We start from the raw sequence: 13,782 nt of genomic DNA on the forward strand, positions 1-13,782 counted from the left end.
AAAAAATGGAGGAGCACAGTGCAATTAATACGCGTCATTAAGGCCATCCTGGGGTTCGCGGCCATCGCCTGCTGCTTCAATCAGGCACATGCTCAAACGGCTGGCAGCGTCTACATGGCAGCCGGATGGTTCCATCTTGCGCCGCAAGACAGCAGCGACGTACTGAGAACCACGAACATCGGTGGCTCCCCGGTCAATATCGCAGTCCCTGGGTCGAGCGCCAGTATCGGCTCTTCCGATACTTTCGGCTTCTCCACAGGGTACTTCATCACCGACAACTTCGCCGTCCAAGCCGATGCGGGCATTCCGCCCAAATTCGACCTGCGCGGCGGCGGCACCCTCGCCTCGTACGGCAAACTCGGCGAGGCGCGACAATGGAGTCCTGCGCTTGTCTTCAAATACTACTTCCGCCATGCAGATGCTGCGTTTCGTCCGTTCGTCGGAATCGGCGTGAGCTACATCTGGTTCACCAACGCGCGGATCACGAATCCGACGTTCGTGTCGCGGCAGTTGCACGGTCGGACCTCTGTGGAGGTAGACAGCGCCTGGGCGCCGGTGTTCAACGCGGGTTTTGCGTACAACTTCAACAAGCACATTTTCGCCAGCTTTTCCGTGTCGTTCCTCCCATTTTCAACCGATGCTAAGCTGCATACCGTCGCTCAAACACCGGTCGGCATGCGTAACGTCACGAGCCACGCACACATCAAGTTGAATCCGCTCGTCACGCTTCTAAACGTCGGTTACCGCTTCTGACGCCCGCCGCTCCGGGGAGCAGCCGGCATGCTAGCCTCTTCCGTGCCGAGAGCGGTGCTTGCAACTGCACCTCATGCTTGTTCCCTGCAACGTGAGTCTGCATGGCACCTGCCTTGCCCGCGCGTCGTTTAGCTGCGTGACACTACCTTAGCTCGCGCACCGTCTACTTCCGTGACGCCCGCCTTGGTCGGCGGCGCAGCTATCGCCAGCCTTGACCAGCACAACACCAACACCCTTCGGGTTGGCCTGCAATGTGCTTCACTGTGGCGGCACCGACAGCCGCATTGCACACTGTCACCGCCGTCGAGAACCAAATTGCGGATTGCAGGACCAACCTGAAGCGGCGTGTTGACATTCGCTCGCCGCGCCACCGCTGTTTAGTGGTTTCACGCACGTCGCGTGCCACCACAAGTTGTTTTTTTGCAACACCGTCGAACATTTCGACAATACTGGAGGAAGCTGTAATGGCAAATTTGGAAAATACCCGCCAGGCGCTAGGGGATTCGTTCGACAAGGCCGGCCACCGCGCGCGGCGTATCGCACACCATGGACGCCATGCCGTACAGGACGTGAGCGCCGAAGTACGTGAGCTATTGTCCGAATTGGAAAATACGCTAACTGACAGTACTCAAGCCGATGCCGAGATTTTGCGCCAGCAATTGCGGGACAAGCTTGAAGCCGCGCGCTCGCGCTTAGAAGATACCCAGGAGAACGTGAAGCGCCGCGCGCAGGCCGCCTGGGGCGGTGCGGATGAATATGTCCATGAGCGCCCATGGCAGGCCGTTGCTGCCGCCGCCGGCGCAGCGTTGCTACTGGGCTTGTTGCTGGGACGCGCTTAGCAACGCCCCGCGCCGAGACGCGGCGCACAGGCCCAGCACCGGTCTGCTGCGCCGTTAGCGGCGCGGCATCGCGACACTGGCGCGGCGCCACATTGACGGATCGACATTTTCACCGATAGGTGGCGTATCCTTCGCGATGCCAAACGTCTTACGTAGTACGGCATCCTCCTACGGTGTACAAATTACCGGCTCGCCGTAGGGGACTTACCGTGCGTAGCGTGGTGCAAGCCCGTCGCCCTAGCCAAAAAGTCCGCGCCGATCAAGTCGAGGCGGTCTGTGCAAACCGTATCGACTCCCCACTCGACAAGTTCGTGGGCGCGTTCCGGCGTATTGACGGTATAGGCAAAGACACGCAAGCCGGCTTCACTGATTTGTGCAACGCGCGCGGCGGTCAACTGGCGGTGGTCCACGTGCAATGAGATGCAGCCGAGCGCACGGGCGTGCTCGCGCCAGTTCGCCGGCACGGCGCCGACCAGCCAGCCGCGAGGCAGATGCGCCGCCGCGGCGCGCGCGCCGTGCAGCGCCTCAAGAGAAAACGATGAGAGCAGCGCCGGCGGCATGGCGCCCGCCCACCATCGCGCCACTTCGCCTGCCACGATGCGCCCGGTCAAGGTTTCGCGCCCCGGACACGGTTTGATTTCGACGTTGGCGATCAGCTCCAGCGCGCGACAGCACTCGCTCGCCTGCTGCAGCGTCGGCATCCACTCACCACTGAAACGCCCATCGAACCAGCTGCCGGCATCCAGCCGGGCAATCGCCGCGTACTGTTTGCGCGCGACAGCACCCCGGCCATCGCTGGTCCGATTCACTGTATCGTCGTGCAGCAGAAACGCCACCTCGTCGGCGGACAACTTGGCATCGAACTCAACCATCTTGAGCCCCAGCTCCGCACCGACGCGGATCGCCGCTAGTGTGTTTTCTGGCGCCAGCGTACCGCCACCCCGGTGCGCGACCACGCGCGGATAAGGCCAATCGGCCATCTTGCATTCCTCGTTTGAATAAAAAGAGAAGCAGCGCAAGTCAACCACGCGGGGAAAGCAAGTGTGGGCGTTTAGCCGTCGTCGATGACGAACAGGCGGCGATATTCCTTCAGCGCATACCGATCCGTCATCCCGGCGATGTAATGCGCTATGAGTCTAGCCTGCGTGGCCGGATCATCGCACTGGTAATCGGGTGGCAGCAAGCGCGGCTCGTCCCGGAACGCATCGAACAACCCTACGACCACGCGACGCGCCTTGTTCGCCATACGCATCACACGATAATGGCGATACAGGTTGTGGAACAAGAACTGTTTGAGTTCGCGCGCTTGCGTCGCGACCGCGTCGCTGTGCGCGACCAACGGTGCCGATGCGCGAACCGCATCGACCGAGTCTGGCGCCGCCATCGCCAGGCGTTCAGCCGTCGCACCGATCAAATCGACGATCAACGTATTGATGATCCGCCGTATCGTTTCGTGGATCAGCCGCCGTCCATCCAGCGTCGGATGGACCTGCCTCGCCAATGCATGATGCACACGCCACAGTTCGACCGCATCGAGTTGCTCCAGGGACAGCAGCCCCGAGCGCAGCCCATCGTCGATATCATGATTGTTGTACGCGATTTCGTCGGCAAGGTTGGCAATCTGCGCCTCGATGGAAGGCTGGCGCCCGTGCAGAAAGCGTTCGCCGAGCTCGCCCAGGCGCCGCGCGTTGTCACGCGAGCAGTGCTTCAAGATGCCCTCGCGGGTCTCAAAGCACAGATTCAGGCCGTTGAATCCGCCATAGTGCTCCTCCAACTCATCGACCACCGCCAGACTTTGCAAGTTATGCTCGAATCCACCAAACTCGTGCATGCATTCGTTCAGCGCATCCTGCCCGGCATGGCCGAACGGCGTATGCCCGAGATCGTGCGCCAACGAGATCGCCTCGACCAGGTCCTCGTTGACGCGCAGGTTGCGCGCCACCGAACGCGCGATCTGTGCCACTTCCAGGCTGTGGGTCAGTCGCGTGCGAAACAGATCGCCCTCGTGATTGACAAACACCTGCGTCTTGTACTCGAGGCGCCGAAACGCCGTTGAATGGATGATACGGTCCCGATCGCGCTGGAACTCGGTCCGGGAATCCGGCGCGGGTTCCGGATGGCGGCGCCCGCGGGACAGCCGTGAAGACACCGCATATGGCGCCAGATGATCCTCGAGATCGCACAAGGTCGGCATCATATGCCAACATTGACCTTCGAATGCACTCTTCACTTACCGACACTCCTTAAGCAACGACTGCGGCCGCCCTGCTTCAGCCGTCCGGACGCCGGGGCGTGAACTCAGACGCTCGCCGCCAGAGTCGCGCGCACCTCAGCATCGGGCGCACCGGTGATCAGCGTGTCACCGATTCGCTTCAACAGGATGAACTTTATCGTACCGCTGTCCACCTTCTTGTCGACCTGCATCAGTTCGACATACCGATCCGTGCCAAGTGCCGGCGCACGCGTGGGCAAGTGCGCTGCGCCGATCAATCGGACCAGTCGCTCGCGCGTGGCCTCGTCCAGCAGGCCAAGCCGTACCGATAGGTCCGCGGCCATCACCATCCCACAACCGACCGCCTCGCCATGCAGCCACTGGCCATACCCAAGGCCGGCCTCGATCGCATGACCGAACGTATGTCCAAAATTCAGTATCGCGCGCAAACCTGCCTCGCGCTCGTCAGCGGCGACCACCTTCGCCTTCAACTCGCAGGAGCGCTTGACCGCCCATGCCAGCGCCGATGCGTCACAACGGTTCAACGCGTCGATATTCGCTTCAATCCAGTCAAAGAATACCGGATCCGCGATAGCCGCTGTCTTGATGACCTCGGCGAGGCCGGCGGCACGCTCACGCTGCGGCAGCGTGTCCAGCGTGCCGATGTCGGCGATCACCGCTTGCGGCTGGTAGAACGCACCGATCATGTTCTTGCCGAGCGGATGATTGATGCCGGTCTTGCCACCAACCGACGAATCGACCTGGGACAGCAGCGTGGTCGGCACCTGAATGAACGGCACACCCCGCATGTAGCATGCGGCGGCAAAGCCGGTCATGTCGCCGATGACACCGCCGCCCAGCGCGACCAGCGTCACCTTGCGGTCTGCATGCTGACCCAGCAACGCATCGAATATCTGGTTCAGCGTTGGCCAGTCCTTGTGCGCTTCGCCATCGGGCAGCACGATCGTCTGCACGCGCTTGCCGGCGCGCTCAAGCGCTGCCCGTACCCGCGTGCCGTACAGCGGCTCGACTGTGGTATTGGTCACGATGGCCACGCAGGTCCCGCGAATATGCGGCGCGAACAACGCTTCCCGGTCGAGCAAGCTCGCACCGATATGGATCGGGTAGGCGCGCTCGCCCAGTGCAACTTCGACGTGGGTCATACGGGGCGGCTCAACAAGCATTGTCATGGGGCGGCAGGGCATCCTGCGATGCGTCGCAGTCGGGTTGCGGGCGGATGCCGATCAGTTCCAGTTGCATGAGTACCATATTGACAAGACCATTGACGGTGGGCCGTCCGGTTTCAATCACGAAATGGGCGCATTCACGATACAGTGGATCTCGCAGCGCGAACAGCGATTCCAGCTTACCGCGCGGATCGTCGGTTTGCAGCAGTGGACGATTCTTATCGCGACGGGTGCGCAGCCACAAGTCATGCGGCGTGGCGCGCAAATAAATGACAATGCCGCGCGCCTGCAGCCACTCACGGTTTTGGGGGCGCATCACTGCACCACCGCCCGTCGCAAGGACCAGACCTGGACGGCGCGTCAACTCGTCGATAATCGCCGATTCCCGGTGGCGGAAGCCCTCCTCCCCCTCGTGCTCGAATATCACGGGAATGCGCGCGCCCGTACGGGCTTCGATTTCGTGGTCAGAATCGACGAAGGGGCGTCCGAGGCGACGGGCGACAGCACGACCGACCGTCGTCTTTCCCGCCCCCATCAATCCGATGAAAAAAACGCTGGCGTTTGCCGTCGCGTCGAGCAACTGTGTCATTGACATGAATCTACTGGTCCGTCGCGCAGCTTAATTGCAAACGTCGTGGTTTGTCGAGGCCGCAACGCAGTACCTCTGTACTTGTAGCGCCGGGACACGCATCGCGACGGGCGACGCGGACGGTTTGCGCATCACCCCTCATGCTGCTCAGCAGTTTCGTGTGCGTCCTGCTCGGCGGACTGTGACGGATCCGCCTCGGCAGGCCGTCGTGAGCTCGCTTCGGTTGGTTGCAACGGGCCCATTTCAGCCGGCGGCGGCGGGTCCGTTTCGGTCCCCTGCGAAGAGTCGGCTTCGACGCCGCCGGCCCATGATGTGGCGCCAAGGTCCTTGCGTCGCGCCCCGGATGCAGTTGCCTGCAGCCCAGTAACGACAGTGGGCGTAATCAATATGATTAATTCACTGTGACGGTCACTTCGGATCCGATGCCGGAACAAAGCACCGATCAGCGGGATATCACCGAGGATGGGCACGCGGGCCTCATCTTGCCGATCGTCCTGGGAATAAATACCGCCAATCGCGACCGTGCCACCGTTTTCGACCTCCACGCTCGTCTGCACCCGCTTCGTATGGATCGCCGGCCCATGTGACGTCTCAGAGCCAACACTGTCTTTCGCAATGTCGAGGTCTAGTATCACATGTCCGCGAGGCGTAATGCGCGGCTCGACTTCGAGCTTGAGCGTCGCGCGCCGAAACTGTACCGCGCTGCCCCGCTGGGTACGGGTCTGGTACGGTACTTCGGCCCCCTGCTCGACCACGGCTTTGAAACGATCCGCGGTAATCACACGCGGGCTCGATACCACGCGGCCGCGCCCTTGCATCTCCAGTGCATTCAGTTCGATGTCGAGCAGCCTCGATACCGACGCGCTCAGCAGCCCAATGCCCGCGCTGGCCGGCGCAAACCCGGAAAGCGGAGCCGCCAACAGATCGACCATCGGCCCCCGCAGCCCCGCCCCGGTGCTACCTTGAGACGCCACCTCGCCACCGGATGTCGGACTATCGCCGCCGTCGCGCTTGAGCATCGCGACTCGTGCACCCAGCGCGCGAGAAAATCCATCATCCGCCTCAACGATCCGCGCCTCGATCAACACCTGCCGGGTCGGCCGATCGATCGCCTGGATCAGCGACGCGATGTCGGCCAGCCGGCCGGGGACATCGGTGACGAACAATTGATTGGTACGCGGGTCGGCATTCGCCGCGCCGCGGCTAGACAACAGCCGCTGACTGCCCGATGCGCAGATCATCGTGCGCACGTCTTCGGCCCGCTGATAATGCAGTTCGAACAGGCGACTAGCCAGCGGCTCTAGTTGCAATCGTTTCGCACGCACCTCCAGCAATGCGCGTTCTCGCGCCGCGATTTCGGCCGCCGGCGCGATCCATATCACATTGCCGCGTCGCTCCATTTCAAGTCCGTGCGCTTGCAGCAGCGCAGCCAGTGCATGGGACCATCGCACGTCGACCAGATGCAGCGACACTTTTTTGCGGACCTTATCGCTGACGATGATGTTGGATCCCGTGAATTCGGCAAAGGCGCCGAGTACCGTGCTCAGTTCCGCGTCACGAAAAGTCAAGGAGATCGGCCTGGTCGCATCCGCACCATCGTGCACGTTTGCGCCGGAGCGCGAGCCACTACGCGCGGCCGGTGGGGAAGCGGATGACCCGGTGCCCTCCCACGCGCCGATCTTCGGTGCCGGCAATGGCGTCTGCGCGGGTATGGGCCCGGACGCGGGTATAGGCCCGGACACGGATGTAGGCCCGGACGCGGATGTAGGCCCGGACGCGGGTGTGGTGGGCCCGGACACAGGCGTAGGCGTAGGCGTGGGTGTAGGAGTGGGAGTGGGAGTGGACGCAAGCCTCGGCATAGGCCCAAGGCGAACTGCCGGCGCCCCCGCCGCCATCGCCGCGCTCGGCAGTTGCAGCATGCGCACGTCGTGCTCGGCCATGGTAAGTGACACAGGCCGCCCTGTGGCCAACGAGGCGCGAGCATCAGCCGCCCCGGTCAGCCCGACAAGCGCAACGCCCAGCGTGGCGACGCAACACCGCGCCGCCACGCAACGCGTGTTGCCGAATCGAACACTGCTCACCCGTAGCCCTCCGCTGATAGCGCCAATGGTCCACGATCGCTGCACTCAGCCTCCCAGGCCGCGCCGTCGGCAATGGCCCCCGCCGAGTCAACGCCATCGCTTGGGGCGGCCGGCAGACGGGATTGGATTGCATCGACCACAGCGATCCGGCGCGACCCGCTCCATATCGTACCGATCCACGCCGGTGACGTGACCGATGCCATGCGAGGCTGGCGTGCGCGGGACCCACTAAAAGGATCCGGTGGCAACGGCGAAGGTAGGTTGCCAGCACGCCTTCGGTCGGCATTGACGTCTCGCTCGACAGCGGCATCCTTGCTGGCATCATGCACACGAACGGCATCCGCCGCCAGGCTGCGCGCCGGCAACGGCACGCGGGACTCGTGCCGCCCCTCGCGGCCGCAGCCAGCTGCAGCAAGACCGGTTCCACCGTGCATTCCGTATAGCGTCAACATGGCGTGCAACGAGAGTTGTCCACCGTCCACTTTCAGCTGAACTTCGTCGGGTACCGCGATCACCGGCAGCGCGCTCAAAGAGTTGAGAAAGGACCACGCGCCGATAAAGTCGCCGGATGCGACCAGCCTGGCCGTCTGCCGCTCGACTGCTTGCGCCCCCTCGCCTCGGTATTCGCCCACCGCGACTTCGGTAACAGGCTCGACGCTGTCGAGTAACAGGCCCGCATGGGCTGCCAACGTGTCGATCCTTTGCATGTGCTGTGCGATGTCCGGATCGATTCGCCCAGCACGCGCCTGCTCCAATTGGCGCCTGAGTGCAGGCAACGCGCTGACTTGCCGATGGGCTTGCGCAGTCTTTGCACGCAACTCAGCCACCGCCACGGCCTCGGCGCGCATGCGCTCGTCGCGCGAGGATTGCGACACATACAGCGTGCCGCCGAACGACAACGCGGCCAGCGCCCCTATCGCGATACGGAACGGCAGGGCCGGCCACTGCTCCAGCGGCCGCGCCAACACCCGCCACGACGCAAGCCGCGCCGCCTGAGCGCGTAAGCTATATGGGGAAGCGTCGATTGTGTGCGCCATCATGAGGGCGCTCCAGCGTCGACAAACTGCTCCACACCTCGCGCAGCAACACGCTGCTCATGCGGCGATGCCGGCGGCCGCATACCGGCGTGGGTCAACCGCGCAGTAAAGTCGAACGCGCCAGCAGGCGTGGTGCGGCCTGTGCCGTCAGCCTCACGATCAGGCGGCACACGCCGAAACGACAGGACGCTGGTCGAAACCACGCCTGGCGCATGCCGCAATTCATTGAGCCATGCGGATAAAGCAGGCTGGCTAGTGGCTTGTCCGCTGACGAATGTCTCGTCGCCGCGCCGACTCAGTTCGGTCAGGCGCACGTCATGGGCTGCGGCCCTCGACAGGCGGTCAAGCAACGCGAGCAACTGATCCCTACGCACCGCGCGCTGTGTCGCGTGCTCGCAAAACGCACGGTAGGCACCCAGCTCGGCCTGCAGGCTGGCATGCTCGGCCATCGGAATCGCTGCAGCCGCAAGGTCACTTTCGAGCCGTTGCCGGTTCTGCTCAGCCGCGATGTCATTGCGTCCAGCGGCGGCCGCCACGATCGCCGCGACTCCCACGCCGCCCAACGCGGCACATGCCGCGCCAAACGCTCTGCGTTGGCGCATTCTGCCTCGGCGCCGCGCGCGATAGGGCAACAGGTTAAAACCGCCAAGGTCGCCGAGCAGCAACGCACATGCCGCGCGGCAACGCCCGTCACGCGCCCTCGCTGACACGTTGCTCATTCGAGCACTCCGCGCATCGCGAGCCCGAAGGCGACGGCATACGCCGGACTGTTGCTGCACGGTTGTGCGGCGATCGACGCACGGCAAAATGGCGCACACCGGAATAGCTGCGGATCGCATCCGAGCGCGCCGCGCAACGCATCGAAATCGAGCCCCGCGGCCGCGATCGCGGCAACCTCGCCGCCCACCACGGCACCTGAGAGGTCATCCGAGGCCAGCGCGTCACGCAGCGCGTCCAATATTGGGCCCTGATGCCCGGATAACGCCTGCCACTCGCGCCGTATCATTGTGCCACGCAGCAGCCATGCATACACCGCGCCACCGCCGGCCCATATCGCGCACCAGCGACAACCGGCGGGCAACACCAGTGCCCCCTGCAACCGGCACGCACGCAGTGCGGCCGCAGCCTCGCCGTCCACCGTACTGAGCGCGATGTTCGCAGCCGCTGCCGTGGCGATCCGTATATCGAGCCAATCACGCGAAGCGGCGGTGATCGTTACCGCATCGGGATCGTCGTCCCGATCCGCCATGAGCCAATCGACGACGATTGACGATGGATCCACGCCAAACAGGCGTTCGGCCTCGGCCAGCACGGCCGGCTCCAATTCGTCGAATGCGGTGCAAGCGTGCTGCGCCGAAGCGAGGCCGGGCGTGCGCCGCGCCAGCTCAGCGAGCGAGGCCACGCCCGTGTAGGTCACCGTCGGCGGCAACGCCATCGCGTATCGCACGCTGGCGAGGGACCGCCGTATCGGCATACCATCGCGCAATGCGCTCAATGCCCGCGACACGCATTCGGGCCGCAGGATTTCGGCATCCTCCACCACGCCCGCCGGCAGCGGTTGTGCCGCCAGGTGCTCAACGCGCACGTCGGCGCCGTCAGCCAGCCTGCGGCTGGCCACCGCCATCCGGATTTCCAACGGCGTAATGTCGATTCCCGCCGCGAACCGGCGCCCGACGGACAATAAAGCATTCTGCATGTTCCCTCCTTGCTACACCGCATCGGCCGGAAACCACTCCGGCTCTACGCTCGACAAAGCATGCAGACATTGTTGCGAGCCACGCCGCCGCCGAACATTCGGCTGATCGGCCAGCGGCGGCTCACTCACGCCACATCGCGCCCACAATAAGCATCGTTGTGGGCAAGGCGGGCAGTCATGCCAGCACGCCCCGCTATAATCGCGAGTTCGTGTTTTTGGTATTCCCATGCAATCGACGACGCCTGACGCCTCTCCTCCTCCGGCCGGCCCAAAGCGCAAGCGCGCGCTATGGTGGCGGGCTCTGCTCGCGCTGGGCACCCTGCTGATCGGTACGATACTGGCGCTGGTGCTGGTGCTGTGCTACGCAACGCTTGTCGCCGAGCGCAACCTTCCATCATTGGACGCATTGACGGACTACCGGCCCAAGGTGCCACTGCGCATCTATACGGCGGACCATGTACTGATCGGCGAATTCGGCGAGGAGCACAGGCGTATCGTGCGATTCAACGAAATCCCGGATGTGATGAAAAAGGCCGTGCTGGCGATTGAGGACTATCGCTTCTACAATCATGGCGGCGTCGACCTGACCGGCATCGTGCGCGCCGGCGTGGCCAATTTCACCCGCGGCGGCAGTGCGCAAGGCGCCAGTACAATCACGATGCAGGTGGCACGCAACTTCTTTTTGTCCAGCGAGAAAACCTACACCCGCAAGCTGTACGAGATGCTGCTCGCGTATAAGATCGAGTCGGCGTTGACGAAGGATCAGATTCTTGAGGTCTACATGAATCAGATCTATCTTGGGCAACGGGCGTACGGTTTCGCTAGCGCGGCGCGCGTGTATTTCAACAAAGATTTGAAGGACGTGACGCTCGCTCAGGCGGCCATGCTCGCCGGGCTGCCCAAGGCGCCATCCGCATACAACCCCGTGGTCAACCCCCGGCGCGCGAAGATACGCCAGGAGTACATCCTGCAACGTATGCTCGAGTTGCACTACATCAGCGCAGATCAATACGATGCGGCGGTACACGAGCCGATCGTGCTCAAGACAGTGAGCACGCCGTACAGCGTGCACGCTGAGTACGTGGCCGAGATGGTGCGGCAGTTAATGTACGCGCAGTATCGCGACGAGACCTACACACGCGGCTTCGAGGTCGTGACGACGATCGATTCGGCAGACCAGGAGGCCGCATACCGCGCCGTGCGCAAGGGCGTGATGGACTACGACCGCCGCCACGGTTACCGTGGGCCGGAAGGGTTTATCGAATTGCCGCAGGATGCCGCCGAGCGCGAGCAGGCAATCGATGACGCATTGCTCGAACACCCGGACAACGGCGAACTGGTCGCCGCCGTCGTCACGCAAGCGGGCCCGCACGAGGTCAAGGCTACGCTGATCGACGGCAATACCGTCACCATCCAAGGCGACGGCCTGCACTTTGCCGCCGCGGCCTTGTCCGGGCGTGCGCAGCGGAACCAGCGCATCCGCCCCGGATCGATCATCCGGATCACCAAGGCCGCGGACGGTGCGTTCAGCATCGTGCAACTGCCCCAGATTGAGAGCGCGCTCATCGCGCTCACACCGCAGGATGGCGCGATCCGCGCACTGATCGGTGGCTTTGATTTCAACAAGAACAAATTTAATCACGTCACGCAGGCGTGGCGTCAGCCCGGTTCGAGCTTCAAGCCGTTCATCTATTCGGCCGCGCTGGACAAGGGGCTGGGTCCGGCGACGATGATCAATGACGCGCCGCTGTACTTTGCGCCGACCACACCTGGCGGTCATGCGTGGGAGCCGAAGAACTACGGCGGCAGCTACGATGGGCCGATAACAATGCGCACCGCGCTGCAGAAGTCGAGGAACCTCGTATCGATCCGGATCTTAGGCCATATCGGCACACACTACGCACAGCAGTACATCACGCAATTCGGCTTCGACGCGGATAAACATCCCGCCTACCTGCCGATGGCGCTCGGCGCGGGGCTCGTCACGCCCTTGCAGATGGCCGCCGGCTATGGGGTGTTCGCCAACGGCGGCTACCGGATCAATCCCTACCTGATTGCCGAGATCACCGATGCGCGTGGCGCGCTCGTCGCGCGCGCACAACCCGTGGTGGCCGACCGGAATGCGCCGCGCGCGATCGATCCGCGCAATGCGTACATCATGAACAACCTGCTGATCGGTGTCGCACAGCGCGGAACGGGCGCCAAGTCGAACGTGCTCAAACGCGTGGACATCGGCGGCAAGACCGGCACGACCAACGATTCGCGCGACGCCTGGTTCGCCGGCTACCAGCACACGCTGGTCGCAGTCGCATGGATCGGCTTTGACAGCCCGCGCAGTCTAGGCGATCGCGAAACCGGCGGCGGCCTCGCATTGCCCATTTGGATCGACTACATGGGCCGGGCGCTCAAGGGCAAACCCACCTACACCATGCCCCGCCCACCGGGCATCGAGGATATCGGCGGCGAACTGTACTACGCCAACATGGTGCCGGGCTCAGGGTTCGTGGCGACAGTCGACATACCTGGCTCGGCGCTGGCTGAGGAATCGGTGAGCGCCGCCTCGGAATCGGGTGTCAACGCGAGCGTGAACGAGTCCGAACGACAGAACATCATGAACCTGTTCAAGGGCCAGTGAGCACGCCGCCCAAGCGCGGCGCGCACGGAACACCGTGCACCGCACGGCGGCTCACAACGCGCGTGCTAGCGTGACCGGCTGGCCCGCATGCTGCGACACCGCGGCGGACAACGTCGCAAAAAACTCGGTCGATGTGCGGGTATCGCGCCACGCGCCGTCGATATACTTGAAGTGATATCCACCGGACTTCGCCGCGATCCAAATCTCCTGCATCGGTGGCTGCAGGTTCACGATGATCTTCGAGTCGTCGTCGAATTCGAGCGTCAGCACGTTTCCGCTACGTTCGCATTCGACGTCGATGCCCGCCTCATCGGCCGCGCCCTCGAGTGCGGTCTGCACGGCGTCAAGCGTCTGTTCGGCCAGCTCCAGGTATTCGGTATCGGTCATGCTAAACTCCACCGGTTAAATTGACAGGGTTTGTCATGCGTGTCGTTTCAGGGTTGTCGGGTATTGTAGCGGGTCCGCGCGCACGTGCCGGCGCGGTGTCGTATGGTATCGTGGCTTGGGGAGTCGCCGTGCTCGCGGGCTGTGGACAGCGTGGCCCGTTGTACTTGCCCAGTGTGCCGCCGCTGCCTGAACGGCCGGCCTTCATCGCACAACCGGCGTCCACCCCCGCTGCGTCGTCGGCCAGCAGCGCCATGGGCGCATCCGCGACGCCATCCCTCGATGACCCATTGCAGCGCGGCCTTCGGATCGCGCCAGACCTGTCCGTTCCGCGGCCTGCCTCCGGTACGGTTCAACCTGCCCGCTGAC

Annotated in this window: 13 protein-coding genes; 4 read left to right on the forward strand and 9 right to left on the reverse strand. The window is 63.5% G+C overall.

The window, feature by feature from the left end:
• Positions 1-27: 27 nt before the first annotated feature.
• Together IHE30_RS08435 and IHE30_RS08440 are read left to right on the forward strand one after the other, a co-directional pair.
• Positions 28-753 (forward strand): OmpW/AlkL family protein, encoded by a 726-nt coding sequence (locus IHE30_RS08435; RefSeq protein WP_337690034.1) that lies wholly within the window; start codon positions 28-30, stop codon positions 751-753.
• 464 nt (positions 754-1,217) lie between these two features.
• Positions 1,218-1,592: a DUF883 family protein gene (locus IHE30_RS08440; protein WP_337689903.1), complete on the forward strand. Its 375-nt coding sequence runs from the start codon at positions 1,218-1,220 to the stop codon at positions 1,590-1,592.
• Positions 1,593-1,774: 182 nt separating this feature from the next.
• Here IHE30_RS08440 and ugpQ read toward each other — a convergent pair whose 3' ends face one another.
• From ugpQ to pilM, 8 genes are all read right to left on the reverse strand, one after another.
• Positions 1,775-2,572 (reverse strand): glycerophosphodiester phosphodiesterase, encoded by a 798-nt coding sequence (ugpQ, locus tag IHE30_RS08445; protein ID WP_337689904.1) that lies wholly within the window; start codon positions 2,570-2,572, stop codon positions 1,775-1,777.
• Positions 2,573-2,643: 71 nt separating this feature from the next.
• The gene (locus IHE30_RS08450; protein WP_337690035.1) at positions 2,644-3,789 is read right to left on the reverse strand and encodes a deoxyguanosinetriphosphate triphosphohydrolase; all 1,146 of its coding nucleotides are present in this window, start codon (positions 3,787-3,789) and stop codon (positions 2,644-2,646) included.
• Between the two features lie 101 nt (positions 3,790-3,890).
• Positions 3,891-4,967, reverse strand: coding sequence for a 3-dehydroquinate synthase (gene aroB / locus IHE30_RS08455; RefSeq protein ID WP_337689905.1), 1,077 nt, complete (start codon positions 4,965-4,967; stop codon positions 3,891-3,893).
• A 10-nt stretch (positions 4,968-4,977) separates the two neighbouring features.
• Positions 4,978-5,580, reverse strand: a complete 603-nt coding sequence (locus tag IHE30_RS08460) for a shikimate kinase (protein WP_337690036.1) — start codon at positions 5,578-5,580, stop codon at positions 4,978-4,980.
• Positions 5,581-5,711: 131 nt separating this feature from the next.
• A complete protein-coding gene (locus tag IHE30_RS08465) occupies positions 5,712-7,148 on the reverse strand; it encodes a type IV pilus secretin PilQ (RefSeq protein WP_443193630.1) in 1,437 nt (478 codons plus the stop codon).
• A 509-nt stretch (positions 7,149-7,657) separates the two neighbouring features.
• Positions 7,658-8,701, reverse strand: a complete 1,044-nt coding sequence (locus IHE30_RS08470; protein WP_337689906.1) for a hypothetical protein — start codon at positions 8,699-8,701, stop codon at positions 7,658-7,660.
• Positions 8,698-9,417 carry a PilN domain-containing protein gene (locus IHE30_RS08475; protein ID WP_337689907.1) on the reverse strand — a complete coding sequence of 240 codons (720 nt, stop codon included), beginning with the start codon at positions 9,415-9,417 and terminating at the stop codon, positions 8,698-8,700. Before IHE30_RS08475 ends, IHE30_RS08470 begins: the two co-directional genes overlap by 4 nt.
• The gene (pilM, locus tag IHE30_RS08480) at positions 9,414-10,394 is read right to left on the reverse strand and encodes a pilus assembly protein PilM (protein ID WP_337689908.1); all 981 of its coding nucleotides are present in this window, start codon (positions 10,392-10,394) and stop codon (positions 9,414-9,416) included. Before pilM ends, IHE30_RS08475 begins: the two co-directional genes overlap by 4 nt.
• Positions 10,395-10,620: 226 nt before the next feature.
• Here pilM and IHE30_RS08485 point away from each other — a divergent pair, with 226 nt between their 5' ends.
• Positions 10,621-13,029 carry a penicillin-binding protein 1A gene (locus IHE30_RS08485; RefSeq protein WP_337689909.1) on the forward strand — a complete coding sequence of 803 codons (2,409 nt, stop codon included), beginning with the start codon at positions 10,621-10,623 and terminating at the stop codon, positions 13,027-13,029.
• Between the two features lie 51 nt (positions 13,030-13,080).
• Here the strand turns inward: IHE30_RS08485 and cyaY are convergent, their stop codons facing one another.
• Positions 13,081-13,416, reverse strand: a complete 336-nt coding sequence (gene cyaY, locus IHE30_RS08490; RefSeq protein WP_337689910.1) for an iron donor protein CyaY — start codon at positions 13,414-13,416, stop codon at positions 13,081-13,083.
• A 35-nt stretch (positions 13,417-13,451) separates the two neighbouring features.
• Here cyaY and lptM point away from each other — a divergent pair, with 35 nt between their 5' ends.
• Positions 13,452-13,781 (forward strand): LPS translocon maturation chaperone LptM, encoded by a 330-nt coding sequence (gene lptM, locus IHE30_RS08495; protein ID WP_337689911.1) that lies wholly within the window; start codon positions 13,452-13,454, stop codon positions 13,779-13,781.
• The last annotated feature ends 1 nt before the right edge of the window (position 13,782 follow it).

It is taken from the genome of Mycetohabitans sp. B46, from assembly GCF_037389205.1.
GTDB lineage: Bacteria > Pseudomonadota > Gammaproteobacteria > Burkholderiales > Burkholderiaceae > Mycetohabitans.